This window comes from Colwellia sp. M166 (assembly GCF_024585285.1).
Taxonomy (GTDB): Bacteria; Pseudomonadota; Gammaproteobacteria; order Enterobacterales; family Alteromonadaceae; genus Cognaticolwellia.
In genome coordinates, this window is record NZ_CP040755.1 from 382,985 (window position 1) to 403,478 (window position 20,494).

Here is a 20,494-nt window from a genome sequence, read left to right on the forward strand (position 1 = left end):
CTATAACTCTGCTTCTTGAGCACTTGCTGTTGCTGTGCACCGATCATGGCAAACGCTAGCAGTGAGTGCTTAAAAGTTTTTGCTGTATTATTCATTTCTTTCCCCAATACTAACTGATAGTTACTCTGTTATTTAACATATTGTTTTTTTATAGAATATGTATAACGCTTAAGCGTTCTTATTGCTAACCTGTAAGTATGTAATGTTGCGTAATTAAAGCGGCTTTATTACCAATAGGGCATGGAGCAGTAAATTCACTAAGCCTTACTTATTCATAACCTTCTGGTACTTAACTGAACATTTAATTACCAATTCATGCTAAGTCTAATGATTAAATTAAACCAATCGATTGTTTTGATGGGGTACTATTCTTAAAATGAATAATACTGTGACATAAATCACTTTAGCCGCTAATAGGGGCATTAATCGCTTGATTAAATGAATAAAAATGATTATTTACTGATTATTTAAAAAATAGTTTTGAGAACTAAAATAGTTGTTTATAATTAAACTGAATATATGGTCATAAGTATTATTCATTTGGATAATACTTGTGAGTGATTTAGCATGCAGTATTAGACGATGTTATTTGTGTGAAGAAATCATCCAAATAGTCAATTGACCATATTAGCCAGAAATAATTATTTGGAGAACCACATGCTTGAATATAAAGCACCCATTCGTGATGTTAAGTTTGTTATGCAAGAGTTGCTTGATTGTGAAAGTCACTATCAACATTTAGGTTATGAAGATGCAAGTACAGATATGGTTGATGCCATTATCGGTGAAGCCGCAAAATTAACTGAACAAGTTGTCGCTCCGTTAAATCAAATCGGTGATCAACAAGGTTGTACATGGACCGATGGCGTTGTGACTACACCAGATGGCTTTAAAGAAGCGTATCAACAATATGTTGAAGGTGGTTGGCCAACATTATCTCAATCAGAAGAGTTTGGTGGCCAAGGTTTACCACACTCACTTAATATCAGTATTGCTGAGCTATTCTCAAGTGCAAACCATAGTTTTGCTATGTATCCCGGTTTAAGCCATGGTGCATTAGCTACTATTGAAGCGCATGGTACAGCAACACAAAAACAACAGTTTATGCCAAAGCTTGTTGAAGGTAATTGGACTGGCACTATGTGTTTAACAGAGCCGCATTGTGGTACTGATTTAGGCATGTTGCGCACTAAAGCAGAATTGAATGAGGATGGCAGTTACTCATTAACCGGTACGAAAATCTTCATTTCGGCTGGTGAGCACGATTTGTCTGACAATATTGTGCATATTGTTATTGCCCGTATTCCTGGTGCGCCAGAAGGTAATAAAGGTATTTCGTTATTTATTGTACCGAAGTTTAATGTTAATGATGATGGCACTATCGCAGATAGAAATGGCGTAAGCTGTGGCTCTATTGAACATAAAATGGGTATCAATGGTAATGCGACTTGTGTGATCAATTTTGATAGCGCGAAAGGTCATTTAATTGGTGAACCTAACCGTGGCCTTAAATGTATGTTTACCTTTATGAACGCTGCTCGTATTGGGGTAGCAAGTGAAGGTGTTGCTGCGGCTGAAGCCTCATTTCAAGGGGCACTAGCCTATGCTAAAGATCGCTTACAAATGCGTTCAATTAGTGGTGTAAAAAACCCTGATGGCCCAGCAGATGCCATTATTGTCCACCCTGATGTACGTAGAATGTTGTTAACGCAAAAATCTATAGCTGAAGGTGGCCGTGCGCTTGTTTCATATTTAGCACAGCTGGTTGATATTGGTCATGCTGAAAAAGATGAATCGGTTAAAGCTGATGCTGAAACTAAGTTAGCGCTTCTAACACCCATCGCAAAAGCCTTTCTTTCTGAGCTAGGTTTTGAATGTACCAGTCATGGCGTACAAATTTTCGGTGGTCATGGTTTTATCAAAGAGTGGGGCATGGAACAATTAATGCGTGATACCAAAATTAGTTGTTTATATGAAGGCACTACCGGTATTCAGGCATTAGACTTACTTGCGCGTAAAATTATTGGTACTCAAGGTGAAGTATTAAAGCCTTTTGCTAAAGACGTGAGGGTGTTTTGCCAAGAGAATATGGACAATGCCGAAATGGCAGAGTTTATTCAACCTATTATGGCTTACGCGAAAGAGTGGCATGAACTTACGGCCTCTATCGGCGCCAAAGCGATGAAAAACCCAGATGAAATCGGTGGTGCATCGGTGGATTACTTAATGTTCTCTGGTTATGTCACCTTAGCGTATTTCTGGGCAAAAATGGCGAAAGTTGCCCAAACTAAGCTAGCACAAGGCACAGAAGATAAAGCCTTCTATCAAGCGAAAATTAAAACAGCACAGTTTTTCATTCAACGTATGTTACCGCGAGCAAAAGGTCATGCAGCTTGCATTAGTAATGGTGTCGATTCGATGATGGCATTAGACAGTGAAGACTTTGTTTTTTAAGCTAACCTCGGACATTGGCTGAACGCTAAAATCGCATAAATAAGCAGTTAAAAAAAGTCCGTTACGCAAGTAACGGGCTTTATTTGTAATGCTAATAAAGCACTGAAATATTTAGATAAAATATCTTTAAATGCTAGTTTTAGCGTTACTTTCCATCGGTGGCAGCATACCTTTAAGTAAGCGGCCAAAAATATCTGCACCGGTGATAATACGCTTAGTGTCACCCCATATCAGTAGAACATCGTGTTCTATAACGCCATCAAAGTTTTGATCAACAGAGGTATTTACTTTCATTTTTAAAATGGCTTCATTTAATGAGGTGTTTTCATCTGTGATCACTACCGGGCGATGACAGTAATTGTATGGGTCAAAATTCTCCGATTGAAATAAGGCACTGCGTAAAAAACCATCAGCATCAATCACCAGCAAAGGTTCACCTTCAAGATTGGTTAATACCACCCAACTATAGCCTGAGTGGTTCAGCATGGTGAGGAATGGATCATCAGCACCAGAATAACTATCGGGTAAAATGGGTAAATCTAGTTTTGTTGGTAAGGCGATAATAGAATTAGGATCAATAATTTCACCTTCTTCTGTTACTTTAATTTCATCTAAGGCGAAAAAATTCAGTGCCCCAATACCTTCAACATGATTCAAGTCGGCTTCTTCGGCGCGAATATGTTCTTTAATAATATTGCCTAATTCACTCTCACCTAAATAGGTAATACCTTCTTTACCTAACCAAGCATCAAGTATTAATGCACTTGGCTTAGTGACGGGATAAAGCAAAAACTGGTAAAAACGAATAATAGGTGAAAGCATACTGCCCATTTTTAATGCATTACGAGAAAAATAGGCTTGTGGGGTGATCTCACCCACGACAGTAATTACGATAGTGGAGAAAAGAAAAGCGCCAACACCAGCGAGCACTGAATCCGACAACATAGTCAGTAATACATTTATGCCGACGTTACCCCATAAAATAGTGGCTAATAAAAAATTAGAGTCATTTCTTAGCGCGAGGACTTTTTTAGCCGCTTTATTACCTTTATTGGCTTCAACTTCTAGTTGTAGTCGGCTGAGTGAGAAAAAGGCTAAATTTAAACCAGAAAAAATGGCAGATTGCGAAATACAAAATGCAATGGCAATCCAAGTGATTGTTTCTACGGGCATTACTTAATTCCTGTTATTGTTACCAATCCAGTGGCTACTTTCGCTGGATAGGTATTACTTTCTTAAAGCAGCAATAAGCTGCCTAATCCTAAAAATACAACGAAACCAACAATATCGGTTACCGTGGTTAAAATAACCGCACCTGATAAGGCAGGGTCAATATTCAATCGATTTAATAATGCCGGGATCATGACGCCAGATGCGGCGGCGGTCAATAAATTTAATAATATGGCCAAAGCGATCACTAAACTGAGTACTAAGCTATCAAACCAAAGGTAAGTGATTAACCCGATCACCAGTGACCAAATTAAACCATTTAGCGCACCAACTTTGAGTTCTTTTCGCAGTAATACTTTACGGTTTAAATCGGTTATTTGACCTAAGGCGAGGCCGCGGACAATAACCGTTAAGGTTTGACTGCCAGAAACACCCCCCATAGATGCAACTACCGGCATTAATACTGCTAATGCCACGACTTGTTGCAATGTAGCTTCGAAAAAGCCAATAAACCATGAGGCTAAAAATGCTGTTAATAAATTAATGCCTAACCAAATGCCACGGTTTTTCGCACTGGTTCGTACGCTAGAAAATAAATCCTCGTCATTACTTAAACCCGCAGCTGTCGTGATTTGTTCTGTTTGTGACTCTTGTTTAACTTGGTAAGCTGTTTCTATTGTAAAACGACCAAGAAAGCGTTCATTGTCATCAACGACAGGAAGTGACATTTTTCCAGACAGTATGACGGCTTCTGCCGCGAGCGTTAGTTCTTCGTTAGCGTTTAGTCGCACTATTTCCGGGCAAAAAAGTTCTTTTAATGTGCCTTCTGCGTTATTAGGTAACAGGGTATTAATGGCAACAGTACCGGTTAAAATACCTTCCTTATTTACTGCATAGAAGTCTTCGGTATAGGGCGCAAGTCCTTTATGTAAAAGTAATTGAGCACTAATAATTTTCAGTTTTTCTGAAATGCGGACATAATTATAATCTAACCAATGGCCGACACTGTCGACACTAAATTGCTGTGCTTGTTGGTACAACTTTCGTTGTGAGTCATCTAATTGCTTTATGGCATACTTTAATAGCCGACTAGGAATTTCTTCCGCAATTTCAATAACATCATCAACATCAAGCTGTGCTAGCAACTCGAAACATTCGTCATCAGTTAGCGCCTCAATTAAACTTGTTCTGGTTGCTTGCCCCATATCAACAAAAGCGGCTCTTTGTATTTCTTCAGGATAAGTTGCCCAAACACTTAAGCGTTTATCTTGTGGTAGCGCTTCTATAAGTAAAGAAAATTGCTCTGGTGCCAAGGTGTCAATAGCGCTGGTCATGATTTCAGCAATTTGTGGCGTGTGTTCGGCAATTAATATGTCGTTAATGACCAAGGATAATTTGTCTATGGCATTTTCTAACATTGAATTATCCTTAAAAGCGTTATTAAAACACTCTGGTATTTTATTTTAAGTAATTGTTTAGTCGTCATTTGTCTTTTTTTTAGCTGTTATTGTTGTTATATAGTTTAACGTTATTGCTTAATCGATTTTATTCGTATTTACAGTTAAGTGTATTACAATCAAGAGAAATTAAGTTAACTTTATACCAAGTTGATTGAGTTATTGCCCACTCAGCGAGAGTTAACCTCCATAAGGCGGCTAATGATTCGGCCATGTTATTGTTTATTAGATGAACGATATAATGTGAGTAATTGAAAATAATGAGTAATGTAGAACCTTGATAAATATTTAGCGAGTAGTTATTAATTTTTTTGACATTAGGGTCAAAAACTAAGATCACAAATCATCCCTAGCAAGCTGGGGATATTGAGAGTGTAAAATGATAAAATGTATGTTGATATCACCAACGGAAAAAACTTTATTTGGTGGCCGCGAATTAATAGAGCAATGGCAAAAAGATGAGCAAACAACGCTTTGGGTAGATCTTGATAATGTTGAATTGGAGGATGAAAAAAAGTTACTAATGGATTTTAATTGCCATCCTCTGGCTATTAGTGATGCTCAGCGAGAACGCCATCCGCCTAAAATAGAATTATTCAAAGATTACATCTTTATGTTGTATCGCGGCATAGTGGCGAATGATGATGGCTTACGCTTTGGTCATTTACAAATCAGTTTGTTTATTGGTAAACGCTTGTTAATAACTCGTCATCCGCAGAGCTCATTGGCCATTAACGAACTATTTAATCAAAATAGTGAGAAGTATCTTAAACGTAGCCCTATTCATATGGCATTAAGACTTTTTCATTGCAGTTGTGGTTACTATCTTAAAGAGCTTTTTACCTTTGAAGCTGAACTGGAAAAAATTGAAGACAAATTTCAGTTAAGTGGTAATGATCGCATGATGAAGCAAATTACCTCACACCGCTCACAACTGGTGAAAATAAGACGTACTTTCAACTATCATGTCAGTATGGGAGATACGTTAAAAGCTTATGTTGATGATGATGATACTGATTTGATCACAGATAAAGAAATACATACCGTTAATGATTTACGCGAGCGTTTAGATCGACTTTTGAGTCTTTCACAAATGTATTATGATATTTGTGGTGATTTAATTAATGGTTATATGTCAGTGACTTCACATCAACTTAATGCCACCATGCGGGTGTTAACAGTGATCACAGCATTGTTTGTCCCTTTAACCTTTCTTGCGGGTATCTATGGAATGAACTTTGAATATATTCCTGAACTTAAAGCTGAGAATGGCTATTTTATTCTTTTAACTGTAATGGTGGTGATCTCAGTTGCATTACTGGTAGTATTTAAGAAGAAACGCTGGTTATAAATGAGCTGCAGCAGTTGATGAGGTTTATTCTCGTTGCTGTTGGTGATCTGCCTATTGGTCAGATTTCGTGCTCAATAATATACCGCGCTTAGCTTATTTAATTATTTTTGCTAATAAAGTCGTCATAATTGTGACAGACCGTGCAATTTAAACGGCCAAGCAGCCATGGATAACTATTGAAACAGCTGAATTACAGATATCAAATTCGACAAATCTACACATTTATTATTATTTTGATGTTCGTGAGCGCTTTTAAAGTTCAGTCAGCTCAAAATGACGAAAAAGCGGGTACAGCTATCACGATAAATGGTGTCGATGCGGCACTAAAAACCAATATCTTGAGAAACTTAAACAGCACTGACAATATCATTCCGTTGTCAGTGCTAGGCTTCCCTCAATCAGATAATTATATTCTGAGTAAAACTCGTAGTGCACTACAAGCCTTGGGTTATTATCAGCCGATATTAGCATTATCAGATGAGCTACAAAGTGATAAAAATACCAAAATATTGACAATCGATTTAAAAGCACCAGTACGTTGGAATAAGGTTGATATTAGCCTCAATTGTCAGAATGAATTGAGTGAATTATCACAACTCGTTGCGAAACATCCTTTTAGTCAAGGGAAAGTTGTCAATCACGGTGATTACAGCCAGTTTAAGTCTACATTACAGCGCCAAGCACAAGAATTAGGTTTACTAAATGCTAGCTTCAGTCGCAGTGTACTTAACGTTGATGTTACACAACTTGTTGCCAATGTTGCTTGGACTTTTGATTGTGGTACTCGCTACACAATTAACAAGGTAAATATTGATGGTACCGAGCTATCACATGATTTAGTCAATAGTTACTCAAACATACGTTCAGGACAAAATTATAATCAACGCGATATTATCTCGAGCCAACAAGCACTTAATCGTTCTGGTTTTTTTAAATCAGTGGTTGTTGAACAAGCCATCGATCATACTACTGAAACTGTAGATATTAGTCTTTCTATAGCGGACACCGAAAAATATGAGTTAAAAACATTGTTGGGTTATGGCACCGACAGTGGTGGTAAATTAGGTGTTAGTTGGAAAAATAGACGGGTAAATGACAAAGCACACCAATACATAGCTGCCTTAGATTTAAATGAAGTAAAATTAGACCGAGCAGATATCCATGCCACCTTTCAGTACCAAATACCGTTAGAAAAAGCCTCTAGTCAGTGGATAAACCTGATCAGTTATCAGATTAAAAATGAAGAAATTGGCCGCAGTGAAATTTTCACTTTTGAGTCGATGTTAGCTAATAAAATTAATGATCATTGGACTAGCCAATGGTCCATTGTTATGGCACAAGAGCAGTTACAATCCGACGCTGATGTCAGTAGTAGCCTTGAGTATATTGTGCCGTCATGGCAACTGAATTATTACAGTGTTACCGATCCTTTTTCGGCTAAGCAAGGCTGGCGTTGGCAAAGTGTCTTTCGTTTTAGTGGCGAGCAGTTGAGTGATCCCAACATTACCTTTTTACAAACGGATCAACGGATAAAGCGTATCTGGTCAATCAATGATGATTGGCGCTTATTATTGCGAGCACGTGTAGGTACTACCTGGATGGATACCGATGATTTTAATCGCTCTATGCCATCCAATTATCGTTTTTTTGCCGGTGGTGATGTCTCAGTTAGAGGTTATAAACATCAAAGCTTGTCACCGATTGCAGATAGTGTTTTGCTCGGTGGTAAGCACCTCTTAGCCTCGAGTATTGAAGTCGACTACTTATTTAAGGAAGACTTTCGTTGGGCAATATTTACTGATCAAGGTAATGCTTTTAATAACTGGCGGGATTGGAAATTACAGAAATCAGTCGGTACAGGTTTGCGATGGGTAACACCGGTTGGCGCTATTCGTTTTGATGTTGCAAAAGCCCTTGATGGCAATAAAGATTGGCGTGTTCATATCACTATAGGACCAGATTTATGACGCGAGTGAATAAAAGCATGCTGCTTAAGGAGACGAGTTTAATTGTTACCGTGTTAATGGCTATCATATTGCTAATGTTGTCTTGGCTTTATAGCTCTGAATCTGGCTTGCAATGGTTAATGGCACGACTGACCCCATTTCAACCAGTAGAGCTAACTATTGGCAAAGTCAGTGGTACAATAGAGTCGGGTATTCACTTAGCTGATTTATCTTGGCAACAAGATCAGCAAGAAGTAAAAGCAACAGCGCTGGAAATCAACTGCCAATGGTGGCATTTAATTGATGGTTTAATCTCGTGTCAAAGCCTAGCGTTGGATACGTTAACGGTGTCGAGTAGCGATGATACAGCAAGTCAGCCTAAGGATAATAGTTGGCCTGAACTGGGTACGGTCAAACTGCCTATTGCCGTTAAGGTTAAAAAAATTAATGTCGCTAATCTACAGTATAACCAGTTATCGTCTACGGCTAACATCCAGCATCATGTTAGCGAATTGAGCGTCAAAAAATTAGCCTTGGTTGGTAGCAAAGTCAGTGTCGCTAGCTTAGCCTTGACCTTTGATGAACATGATATTAAAGCGTCTGGCTATATTGATATGCGTAAGCGCTGGCAACATCTACTTGACCTTAACGTGTTAGGAGCAAAGCTTTCTGCCCATGCCAAGTCCAAAGGTAGCATCAACGAAGGCTCACAATTAACGTTACAGCTGCAATCGCCTAATCAACTGACATTGACAACTGACTGGTTTTTGCAACGAGGACTGTTTTTAGAACGTGGTTTATTAATTGCTGCCAAGCAGCAAGTGGATTTAGGCACAGAGTCGGTTTTTCTAAAACAGGCTAAAGCAACCTTTGCGCTTAATTGGCCGAGATTGACCTCCAATATACAAGCGCAAGCAACGTGGCAGGCGTTTGAAGATATTCAATTAGACATTAACACTGAGCTTGCGAATGTGCTGGATTGGCAAGCTCATATCGAAAGTTCATTACAGTTAAAAAGTACTTTAAATGAACAAGCGATAACGGCTGCTTTGCCGCAAGGTTTACCTACTACGACTAATAAAACCGAACATATCACCTCAGCTTGGCCAGTATTAGCAGACCTAGATATGGCCATTAATCAAGGTGTTTTCACCCTGATCAGTAACGAGATAAAATTAGGTGAGCTAACGGCTGAAGTGCAAGGTGAGTTTGATGTAAATGAGCCTACAACAGAAAGTTTGTTATTAAAAGGGCAGATTAATGGTGATAAATTAATACTCAGTGACAGCGTTAAGTTTAAGGATGTTAATGTTAATTGGCTGATAAAAAAACAACAAGCGCAATGGCTGGTTATCAGCAAAGGCAATATAGCGGAATTGGCTTTATCAGATTTTAGTGGTAAGAAATTACACTGGGCGCTAGATTTTAATGAACGCTGGCAGGCTGATATTATGGCCGACTCGCTTAATGTTAATGATGTTGAAGTGGCATTAGCATCATTAAAAGTTACCGGTCTGCCGACAAAGCATCAAGCAATAGTTAAGGCTAAAATTGGTAATAGTACCGCGATCAATTTAACTTTTGATGGTCAATTGCGTTCTCCAGGACAGGAACCGTTCACGCTTAATAGTGATTTAATGTCGGCTATCTGGCAGATTAATCAGTTAGCTTTTAGCGCGAAAACACAACAACAAACTTTAGCGTTAATGGCCGAACAATTGCAACTTAGCAAAACACAGCAGACGATCAATAATTTATGTCTAACGGGGCATGGTAGTTTATGTGTTAATGGTGAAAATAAAAATGGCCAATGGGGAGTAAATGTAACTTTTGAGCAATGGTCAATATTACCAACCGTAGAAAATATAAGAGCTTGGTTGCCAAGCTTTTCTGAGCAATACCCACAACAAATAGCGGGTACATTAACCGGTAAGCTAAGTGCATTGGGTCAGGCGGAACAACTGCAAACTGTCAGTGCAAATTTATCGATACCTCGCTTTAAATGGCAAGCCGCTGATGTTCAAGTGCAGGGTGAAAACTTTACGCTTAATAGCGAGCAACAAGAGCAAACCTTTGTCATAACAACACAATGGGACAGTATTAACACTAGTGTGCAATCACCTGAATTCACATCAGAAATTATCATGCCTATGGGGGAAGTTCTACTCTCATATAGCGTGGATAAAAAAATAGCTTTCAATCTACACCAAACCGATACTGTTGTTGATATCGCGACTGAACCGAGCTCAGATAATAAGAAGAGTTTTCAACGTTTATTGACCATTCCATCAGTATCACTTGCGGGTCAATGGCAACAGGATAAAATAAGCACTGACTTGACGATACTATTACCGATAAAAGATAAAATAACAGCACAATTATCCAGTGCTTGGCCGCTAACGGATAACGCTAAGATTTCTGGTGAGCTATGGTTGAATTTACAGCAATTTGATTGGCTGAAAAAATGGCAAAAGCGTATCGATAAAATTGACATGGGCTTAGTACAAGACTTTACCTTAGCTGGCACATGGCGACAGCCACAGTTTGAAGGTAACGGCGCGCTAGACATTGAGCATTTAGCTATTGATGAATATGGCTTAGATATTCGTAACAGTAAAATTAAATTAACCAGCCATCAAGACCGTATTGAACTTTTAGGTAAATTACAAAACCCGCAAGGTGAACTCAGTATTACAGGACAAGCTAAGCTTTCTGCCCCGATAACAGCAGATTTAACTATTGAAGGCCAGCAAGTGACGTTGGTTAATAATAATGATAATAAACTGATTGTTTCGCCAAGTTTACAAGCAAACTATCAAGATAGACATCTCAAGGTTGATGGCAATGTACTGGTTGATCAAGCGGATATAAAGATAGCCTCTTTACCTAAATCGGCGGTGAGTGTATCCCCAGATCAAGTGATCGTCGGTGGGCAAGATATAAAGCTGAATGATTCACTATTGGATTACAATGTATCACTGACGATTACCGCAGGAGATAACGTCAAGATCAGTGGTTTTGGCTTATCAAGTGAAATACAAGGAAGCTTAGCCTCAAGTGTCATTTCTGGTCAACAATTAAGCCTTAATGGCCGATTAGAATTAAAAAATGGTCAATTTCAGGCATATAAACAAACCCTGACCATTGAACAAGGGCAATTAATGTTTCTTGGCGCGCCAGAAAACCCTAGTATTCAATTTCGAGCCGTTCGTGTTGTTGATGATATCAAGGTCGGTATTATTGCTGATGGTACTATACACAGTCCTCGTCTCACTTTATTCTCTGAGCCGGTAATGGCTGATGAAAATATATTATCCTTATTGATCACTGGCCGTAATTTAGACTCATTGACTAAGCAAGAGGGCAATGCATTAACCAGTGCCGCAATTAGTTTAGGCGTTGATAGTGCTAATAAGTTAGTGCAAAAAATAGGTGAGCAGTTGGGCCTAAAAGACGTAGCGTTTACCAGTAAAAACGGCACTAATGGTAATAGCACGCGTGTAGATATAGCGGCAAAAATAAATGAACGATTAAATGTTGGCTACGGTACAAGTATTGATTCTGATAACAGCCTACAAGCCGGCTGGGTTATTGAATATAAGCTATCACCTAATATATCATTTGAAGCCACGAGCGGTGAAGAGATAAGTGCCAATATCAATTATAAAAAACAGTATTCACCGAGTAAAAACAACACTAAAGACAGTGATAAAACAGATGATAAAGAAAGTGATAACAGCGAAGACAAAAAATAACTGTAATGTCACTGAGCTCGGAATAAGTTATAGCGCTCTAGCATAAAATTTCAGTATAATTTTTATCTTTATTAGTGTTATGTGTATGGTCTTAGCTATTGAGTTTTTATTTTTCGCCATTTATTTGTTAATTATTCGTTGTTTAGATTGTTGTTAATGTAGCGGTTAACGGCTAAACCTGATGTTAAACCAAATTATAAACTACAAGTAACAGAGTATATTTATGGCAGATGAGTCCAGCAAACCAGCATTTATAAAGCCTTTAGCTATATCGAAACGTCATCCATTACTCAATTGGTTATTAGCGATACTGCTAATGGTGTCAGGCCTTTATTTATCAGTTATAGAGTTTGCCGGTATTGAATGGCTTTCTCGTAGTGGCTGTCTAATTGTCGTCCTAGGTGTGTGGTCAAGCTTGGGTGGCATAATACAAGAGAGACTGTTAATTAGCCGACTTAATTTTCAACACCGTATCAATATTGCTCGTACGAAAAGAAAACTACGGCTTTTAAGGGTAACAGAAGCGCATAGAGACAGTGAGTTACAATTAATAGCTGATGATTTTGACGATAAAACTGAAAGCATTTTACAAGCGGTTCGATTACAGCTTGGTATACTTGAAGTTTCGTTGCTTATTACCGGTACCTTATTATGGGGTTTTGGTGATTTATTTTTTAAGTTAGCTTAGAGACGTTGTACTTCACTTTTTCGCTCTGCTGCATAATACCAATTTGATTAAATTTCTTCCCAATTCAGAGCGCTTCTCGATGTTAGTGGATATTGAGAAAACTCCCAGAGCTCGAGTTTAAAAGGTTTACCTGCTGCGTTATTGATTTTGACAAGGTGCTCACAGGGATGTGAGTCATTAGAACAACGCAGGAGCAGTTGTCGAGAATAACCATTATCTTCAATCAATGCCTCGCCTGCATGTAGGTACTTAGGTTCAGTCTGGAACTATGAACCTGTGCCGCTAAGCCTTTAAATTCTCGCTGAGTGCGAAAGAACTTAATCAATTTGGTATTACTCCTCTTATGATTATAATTGGCGCGAAGAAACTGTTATCTATCAGACATCCTTGATGAGTTAAGCGCTAATCACGCTAAGGGGTCTTAAGCAAAACAAGATCAGCGTTTTGATGTGTTATCAGTGCTGATATTGTCGAACCATTGAGCCACTTATCAAACACGCTGTGTTCTCTGCAGCCAAGCGCGATCAAATCTATTTTATTATCATCAACGTATGTTAATAAAGCATGCTCCGGTGTACCACGGGTAAAATTTATCATATCTCTGGGACATTTTACTTTTTTAGCAAAACCATACACTTGTTCTTTATGTAATGTTTCAATTTGCTTTTCATATTCAATGGCTAATGGCGGAATGTGGATAACATGCAATAAAAATGGCTCTTTTTTCTCACTAACAGAGCACCACTGACGGATAAAATTAAATACTTGAACATCCGATTTATTTTCACTGTCATCTTCATGAAACGGGTCGATTGCCCCGATAGCTTTACCATCAGCTAACCACTTCTGCTGACTTAAGATAAATAGCGTGTGCTTATTGTGGCTAATGTATTGATGATCTGCTGAGGTTAGTCCAGACGTTGATCTGATGATGACTCTAGGATCTTCAGTTTCAGCATTATCATTGACATTTTTCGACCAGTATTTATCTTGACAGATTTCTACCTTACTTGCAGGAAAGTGCTTGTTGATTTTAGATTTTACTTGTGCAATTTTATCTGCGTGGTTTGCTTGTAAGCTGTTTGAAATATCGGCTAGTTCATGAGAAAAATAGTAACGGTCAAAGAAACGTTGATGATGATGTAAATACCAGACAATATTTGCTGACAGGCGCTTTTGTAACAAGCTTACTTTGGTGAAAGTCGCATGAGTGACTTCTAAATCTGACATAACTATGTGTAAGGTTGTCATGAAACATCCCCTTGGATGATTAATCTTTAAACAGGTAAAGCTAAAGTAACAAGCTACAGAGACAAGGCACAGTAAGTTGCTTTATTTGGCTGTATACATAGGGCTTTTAAGATAGCATAATCTAGCAATATAAAAAGCTATTGTTAGTTGAAAAACAAGCCAATTCCTTCAAGCTTATGCTGACTAATAATGATTTTGTTACTTAATTGCCTAACATTGCGTTGAACTTAAAAAGAGATTAAAAAATGGCTGATAATGCCTGGTGGGGAGTGTTTACTTTTGAGCTTCAACAACAACGTTGTTGGCGAATAGGTGAGCGCGCTATTATTCTTAAACGTTTAGAAAATGAATGGAATAGCTGGAATTTAGAAACGCCTAATGAGAACAATGATGCTATTATTGTCGATGATATCGAACAATACTCGGCACTTGATGAGGCAAAGTTTGGTCGCTATTTACAGCAGTATACTGCTGATAAAGTGCAAGTGTTACCGTTACTTGCTGATCGCTCGGTCGTTGCGCGGCCCGATACTCCCTTAACACTACTTGCTGGCGAAAAATCGCGGCTATACGTGAGTACGCCTATTTGGTTTTCGGCGCAATTATTACCGAAAGGTGAGCGTTTACTTGATTTACCTTTTTGGCGCCCATCAGACTCTTGGTTTGGTCCTTCAACACGGGTAGGGCAAATCTGTTATGCCAAATATACCGCTGCTCGTATTCAATTAAATAATATTGAAAAACGTCCGCACCGTGCCATTACGCCTATTACTGTCATCAATAACCATGATAAGCCTTTAACGATAGAGCGTATTAATGTCCCTGTGACGTTGTTGCACTTATTTGCTGATGCTGAACATCAACTTTGGACGACAGAAATATCAGTACATAGAGAACGTGATAGCGATAATGTTGAATTGAATTTAGCTAAACATGCCCCAGCTGAAGCGTTAGCTGCGGTGTTAATTAACAGCCCAAGAACTAATACCGAACATGGCAGGCTCATTCGCAGTATTAGTAGTTTATTTGCATAGAAAGAGAGCGACTGTGACAGAATTTATTGCGTTTATTGACCTACTTAAAGCTTCACATTTATATGCTTTGATCCAAGCGACTTTGTTATTCATTATCGGCTTTATCATCGCTCGTTTGCTCAGCAGCGCCATCGTTAATCTGGTTAAACATAAAATGACTGCGCACGGGCAGTTATTTTTAAAAAGAACTATTTTTTACGGTATTTTAATCTTAGTTTCCATTTCAGCATTAGATAATATTGGTATCGATTTAAGCATTCTGGTTGGTGCGGCAGGAATTTTTACTGTTGCATTAGGTTTTGCTTCACAAACTTCGGCATCAAATTTAATTAGTGGTTTGTTTTTAATGATTGAGCGGCCATTTTCTATCACCGATGTCATTCGAGTGAACGATATTACCGGTGAAGTGATTTCTATAGATTTACTGTCAGTTAAATTACGCACTTTTGATAATTTGTTTGTCCGTATTCCGAATGAAAGCATGATAAAAAGTGCAGTAACCACCTTAACTAAATATCCGATCCGACGGGCAGATTTAAAAATAGGGATTGCTTATAAAGAAGATATTGAACAAGTGCGCAGTATATTGATGGCTATTGCCACGAAAAATTTGATTTGCTTAGAAGAGCCAGCCCCGATATTCATTTTAACGGGCTTTGGCAGCTCGTCGGTGGATATTCAATTTTCGGTCTGGTCAAGACGGGAAAACTTTCTTGCCATGAAAAATGAAATGTATATGGAGATAAAGAAAACCTTTGACCAACAAGGTATAGAAATTCCATTCCCTCATGTCAGCTTATATGCCGGTTCAGCAACTACGCCATTTCCAATGTCATCAGTGCCGAATAAAGCAGAGCAAAGCGATAAATAATGTTCATCCTACTAAAAGTAGTATTTATAGTTTAGTTATATAGTTTAGTTATATAGTTTAGTTAAGTAGCTTCAGTGACGAGATAGCTTGATCGGAGCCTTAGTAAGGACGATGACAATATGCTGATTGTAGGCTTATATTTTGATGATGTTTTTTCTCAGGGGTGCAAGTCGTGCTAATAACTTATTTTGCGTTGGGTAGGCAATACCAGAAGCATCCATAGCGGCAATAAATAACTCAACAAAATGATTGAACTGATTGGTATTTATTTGCATACCTCGATGAATATCTTGCATGCTATCACCGTTGTATTGGCATGGGCCATCTGAAATTTGGCATAAAAATAGCGTTAGCTTTTTTCTAAAGTGTGAGACATTACTATCAGCAAAATGACTAAATATTATCTCATCTTGTCCAATAATATTAATTAAATTATCAACAATTTTATCCAGTGCAGCTTGTTGTCCCATTTCAACATAAAGACTTTCTGTCGGCGCTGAATTGGTATTATTACCCAAAGCGGTGTTCGAAGTAGAACAAGCGATGCATGAAGCTAGAACCAGACACAGCAGAGAAAATTTTACTATATTCATTATAAATACCACATAGTTGATAAATACCAGCCGGTTTGATTGTTAATGGCTGCAATGCTTCCCAAATCAACATAAGCTAATGTAAGACTGATATTTTTATTTGGAAACCACGCAACAAAAATATCTTTCCAATGATTTTCACCTAAATTCAAATTATCTGGTTTTTGCCTATACTCTACGCCAACGGCTAAATGTCGATTTAACAAGATAGCGGTTGAGGCTTCAAATTGAATTTTTTGTTTCTGATCTGCACCACCAAAACCAAGCAGCCCAATTTGATTGCTTTTCGTATGTCTTGCAGTGATATTCCACAACCAGTTATAGCCGTTAATAAAGCCGAGATGAAGTTTACTAGCAGCGATATAAATATCGCTGCCTGAGTCTTTTTCTGCCCCTAAGGCAAACGCGACATCATTGGTTTTTAACTTTTTTGCTTGAATACCTAAACTCACCTGTGGCAAATCCGAGTAGACAAGATCACCGAATAACTTAATTTTTGCGCCTACAATGGTTTGCTTTAAGTCTAGCTTAAGCGGTTTTACTTGAAAGCTTTGTTTGGCAAATGATAACTCTATACGGTCATAAAAATTTGCCTGTAAACCACAAGTATTTAGCGCGAAATCTTTTACCGTTACGCGCGCGCATGAGCCACTGATAGCAACACTTTCTTGTGTTGCATACCCCGCTAATTGTGCCCAAGGAACAATGCCACCACCACCAGCCCCCTCAATTTGAGAAACGCCAGGTGTGGCTAAAATCTTGCCTTGCGCTAAACAATTAACTGAAAAAACCATAAGTAAGGCAAAAGTGACGAAAACTTTATTCATAAGTTTTTAACCATGTAAGTAATTGTGCTGAATTAATTGGACGTGAAATGTAGTAGCCTTGGACATGATTACATTTCATCGCTTTGAGCATATCAAGTGAAGCTTTGTTTTCAACGCCTTCAGCAACAACGCTAAAACCCAGTTGGTGGCTCAGCTCTATGGTAGATTGCACTATGTATTGGTCTTTCGCAGATTTATCTAGCTCAAGGATAAAAGCTTTATCTATTTTTAGCTCATCGATAGGCAGTTGTTTTAATTTTCCTAACGATGATTGACCAATACCATAGTCATCAACAGAGATTTGAATACCAGATTGCTTTAACTGGCATAAACGACTAATGACGAGATCTTCATTGGTCATGATATCACGCTCAGTAATTTCTAAGGTGATCAGGTTTGGATCGGCATTGTACTTTGCTAGAGTATCAAAGATAAAGTCGACAAAATCTATATGGGTAATATCTTGCGCTGAAATATTAATAGCCACTTTAAGTTCGATATTATTTTCGCGCCAAGCTTGTTGTTGTTTGAGCACGGTATCGATCACCCAGTGGGTTAATTTAATAATTAACCCTGATTGTTCTGCCAAGTGAATAAATAGTTCAGGTGAAATAAACTGGCCGTCAGGCTTTATCCAACGAATTAATGATTCAACTTTTTCTATTTTACCTGTGTCTAAATTGAGCTTAGGTTGATAAACCATAAATAACTCACCAGCATTATGAGCGATTACGGCTCTTAGCTCTTCCAGTAAGTTTAACCTTTCTAAATAGGCCTCATCTTCACCATCTTGGTAAGTTCTTATCGTTTTACTTTCATTTCTTGCCGCTTCCAAGGCTATGGTGGTTCTTCTCACTAATTCCTTCGCATTGCTACTTTGTTCTGGGAAAAGGCAGGCACCAAGACGAAAGTTTAAATTTAGCCATAACTTGTTAACTTGCATGGGAGCTTTTAAGTGAATTAAGTAATTTTCAATAATATCTTGCTGGCATTCTCCATTAGCTAAGTTGATGACGATGAAAAATTCATCACCAGAAAAACGACCGATCATCACCATCTCTTCTTGATAAATATCTTTGATACGTTGAGCAACAGATTTAAGGGTCAAATCACCTATATCAGAGCCTAAGCTGTCGTTGATACGTTTAAAGTTGCGGATATTAATCGCCAAAACTAATAAGGTACAATGGCTATGGTGATCATGCGAGGCAATATGCTTTGAGAGCATGTCAATAAATGTTGAACGATTATAAATATTGGTTAATGAGTCGTGTTTGGCTTGATAATTTATTTTACGTTCGCGTTGTTGGATCTTTTGTCCCATTTTAATAAAGCTGTCATAAACGTGATTCACTTCCATACTACCGTTTGACATATTCTTATCATGTTCATATTTTCCTTGAGCAAAGTCATTGCTTAATTGTGTTAATTGTTGCAATGGTTTTGTCAAGTTTTTGGCAATTATGCTACTAGCGACAGCGGTAAAGCCAATAATAAAAAACGAGATGAGCAGGGTGATTGAAACAAGTTTATCCAGTTCGATATAACTGGGTGATAAATCAACTGAGACCTGTGCAATGTAGTCATGATTTTGTGAATTAGTAAATGTTATTCTTTTGTTTTCATAGAGTTTTCTTTGAAATAACAACCATGAGTTATCCATTTTATTGAAATAGTTGTTATGGAGGTCATCAAGATGTTGTAGGCTGGTGATAATCAAGGCATCGTTGTAGAAAAAACTAACTTCAACGGCCATCAACCTCTTGAGTTCATTAATAAAGGCTAGATCTATTTGAAAGCCAATAACCGAATAAGCGATCGTTCTTGGCGCGTTCACCGGCAGAACAATAAGCTGATATAGATTACCATCGATCAGCATTAACTGAGTTTTGTTCAAATTAAGTTTTATGGTATTTAAATTTTTTGCCAAAGCTGGATCCGAGGTAAAGCGGTCATTGTTTGAAGAAATAATTTCACCGTTTAAATCGCTCAACAGCATTAAGCTGGCATTAATGCGAGAACCATGATTTTCTAATACGCTGGCTATGGTGCCATTATCACGTGAGGCAACGGCTTGTTTAAAGCCAAAGTCTGCTGTGAGTACTTTTGATGCCGTCAGCAATAAGGCTTCTTTGGCTGTTAAATATTCTATTAAGACATTTTCTGCGCTAATAATTCTTTGATTTATTTGCTGATTGTGTGAGGTAATGGTTTTCCATAAAGACACTGCTAATAAACATGTCACCGTCAGAATAACCAGCGATACAGCCAGTAAAGTGACCTGTCGGCGTAAACTAACTTTATGAGCCATGCTTTTTGAATATACTCTGAAAGGTATTTCTTGGCTCTGGAGAGTCCAATGCTAATTTAATTATAAATAAGGATTTATCCGTCGAATTAGTCACTAAATCAGCATAGTTAATTTGTTTAGTCTGGCCGACAGAACCTGATAGATTGGCATGCCAAAGTTTAATACTTTGGTATTTAATAGTGCGGTCTAATGTTGCAATACCTTGCTTGTCTGTTATCAGCACCTGTGTTGAGTTTGCAATGTAAATATAACCGACCATTGAATCATGTATATTACAGCCTAATACCGAGATGCCTGCATTATTGAACTGTAGCGGCGCTTTAGATTTACCTGAATATAGTTTTAATTCAAAAGGTTTAACTGCTGAGAAAGAATAAACATGGTGCCTAATGTTGTCGCTATTGGGGAAACTGACAAAATCGTGTTGCTTAATCACTAAAACTTCAGGTTCAAAACGCTTATTGATTTGGTCCATAATCAAAGTATTTGCTGGTGTTATATTTGTTGTAATGGGGGAGGTAACTGAAAATTCTAATATGGCATTCTCAATGGGTAGGCCATGTTGATCTTGTACGATAAATTGATCGGCATTGACTTGTCCAACAAGCATCAAGAGTACAAAAAATTGGTATGAGGCATTTAAAAGATAACTTTTCATAAACTCCAAAATAATATTATGCTTTAAGATAATCACAAGTTTGGCCATTAAGCATATTTGCTAATATTCAATGTAATTATAATTTGCGATTATACAAACATATCATTGCGTGCAATGACATGTTAACG

14 protein-coding genes are annotated in these 20,494 nt (G+C 38.0%); 7 read left to right on the plus strand and 7 right to left on the minus strand.

What is annotated here, in order from left to right:
* The first annotated feature begins 657 nt into the window (after positions 1-657).
* Positions 658-2,454: an acyl-CoA dehydrogenase C-terminal domain-containing protein gene (locus FGD67_RS01865; protein ID WP_257173433.1), complete on the plus strand. Its 1,797-nt coding sequence runs from the start codon at positions 658-660 to the stop codon at positions 2,452-2,454.
* A 126-nt stretch (positions 2,455-2,580) separates the two neighbouring features.
* On the opposite strand, the gene FGD67_RS01870 is transcribed toward FGD67_RS01865, so the two are convergent.
* Positions 2,581-3,627: a DUF21 domain-containing protein gene (locus FGD67_RS01870; protein ID WP_257173434.1), complete on the minus strand. Its 1,047-nt coding sequence runs from the start codon at positions 3,625-3,627 to the stop codon at positions 2,581-2,583.
* A gap of 62 nt (positions 3,628-3,689) precedes the next feature.
* The gene (locus FGD67_RS01875) at positions 3,690-5,042 is read right to left on the minus strand and encodes a magnesium transporter (RefSeq protein ID WP_257173435.1); all 1,353 of its coding nucleotides are present in this window, start codon (positions 5,040-5,042) and stop codon (positions 3,690-3,692) included.
* 430 nt (positions 5,043-5,472) lie between these two features.
* Between FGD67_RS01875 and FGD67_RS01880 the strand changes: the two genes are divergently transcribed.
* From FGD67_RS01880 to FGD67_RS01895, 4 genes are all read left to right on the plus strand, one after another.
* Positions 5,473-6,432 (plus strand): magnesium transporter CorA family protein, encoded by a 960-nt coding sequence (locus tag FGD67_RS01880; protein WP_257173436.1) that lies wholly within the window; start codon positions 5,473-5,475, stop codon positions 6,430-6,432.
* 242 nt (positions 6,433-6,674) lie between these two features.
* Positions 6,675-8,399: an autotransporter assembly complex family protein gene (locus FGD67_RS01885; RefSeq protein ID WP_257173437.1), complete on the plus strand. Its 1,725-nt coding sequence runs from the start codon at positions 6,675-6,677 to the stop codon at positions 8,397-8,399.
* The gene (locus tag FGD67_RS01890; RefSeq protein WP_257173438.1) at positions 8,396-12,133 is read left to right on the plus strand and encodes a translocation/assembly module TamB domain-containing protein; all 3,738 of its coding nucleotides are present in this window, start codon (positions 8,396-8,398) and stop codon (positions 12,131-12,133) included. The genes FGD67_RS01885 and FGD67_RS01890 overlap by 4 nt, the downstream gene beginning before the upstream one ends.
* 223 nt (positions 12,134-12,356) lie before the next feature.
* Positions 12,357-12,821: a hypothetical protein gene (locus tag FGD67_RS01895; protein WP_257173439.1), complete on the plus strand. Its 465-nt coding sequence runs from the start codon at positions 12,357-12,359 to the stop codon at positions 12,819-12,821.
* Between the two features lie 411 nt (positions 12,822-13,232).
* Here the strand turns inward: FGD67_RS01895 and FGD67_RS01900 are convergent, their stop codons facing one another.
* Positions 13,233-14,072, minus strand: a complete 840-nt coding sequence (locus FGD67_RS01900) for a universal stress protein (protein ID WP_257173440.1) — start codon at positions 14,070-14,072, stop codon at positions 13,233-13,235.
* A gap of 245 nt (positions 14,073-14,317) precedes the next feature.
* Here FGD67_RS01900 and FGD67_RS01905 point away from each other — a divergent pair, with 245 nt between their 5' ends.
* The gene (locus FGD67_RS01905; RefSeq protein ID WP_257173441.1) at positions 14,318-15,106 is read left to right on the plus strand and encodes a hypothetical protein; all 789 of its coding nucleotides are present in this window, start codon (positions 14,318-14,320) and stop codon (positions 15,104-15,106) included.
* Positions 15,107-15,119: 13 nt separating this feature from the next.
* Entirely contained in the window at positions 15,120-15,977 is an 858-nt protein-coding gene (locus FGD67_RS01910; RefSeq protein WP_257173442.1) for a mechanosensitive ion channel family protein, read from the plus strand.
* 134 nt (positions 15,978-16,111) lie between these two features.
* Here FGD67_RS01910 and FGD67_RS01915 read toward each other — a convergent pair whose 3' ends face one another.
* From FGD67_RS01915 to FGD67_RS01930, 4 genes are read right to left on the minus strand one after another with little or no spacing between them, the layout of a single operon-like run.
* Positions 16,112-16,570 carry a group 1 truncated hemoglobin gene (locus FGD67_RS01915; protein ID WP_257173443.1) on the minus strand — a complete coding sequence of 153 codons (459 nt, stop codon included), beginning with the start codon at positions 16,568-16,570 and terminating at the stop codon, positions 16,112-16,114.
* Entirely contained in the window at positions 16,570-17,397 is an 828-nt protein-coding gene (locus FGD67_RS01920; RefSeq protein ID WP_257173444.1) for a DUF3034 family protein, read from the minus strand. The genes FGD67_RS01915 and FGD67_RS01920 overlap by 1 nt, the downstream gene beginning before the upstream one ends.
* The gene (locus FGD67_RS01925; RefSeq protein ID WP_257173445.1) at positions 17,390-19,708 is read right to left on the minus strand and encodes a bifunctional diguanylate cyclase/phosphodiesterase; all 2,319 of its coding nucleotides are present in this window, start codon (positions 19,706-19,708) and stop codon (positions 17,390-17,392) included. The genes FGD67_RS01920 and FGD67_RS01925 overlap by 8 nt, the downstream gene beginning before the upstream one ends.
* Complete coding sequence (locus FGD67_RS01930) at positions 19,698-20,366, minus strand: methylamine utilization protein (protein ID WP_257173446.1); 669 nt, start codon at positions 20,364-20,366, stop codon at positions 19,698-19,700. Before FGD67_RS01930 ends, FGD67_RS01925 begins: the two co-directional genes overlap by 11 nt.
* Between the last annotated feature and the right edge of the window lie 128 nt (positions 20,367-20,494).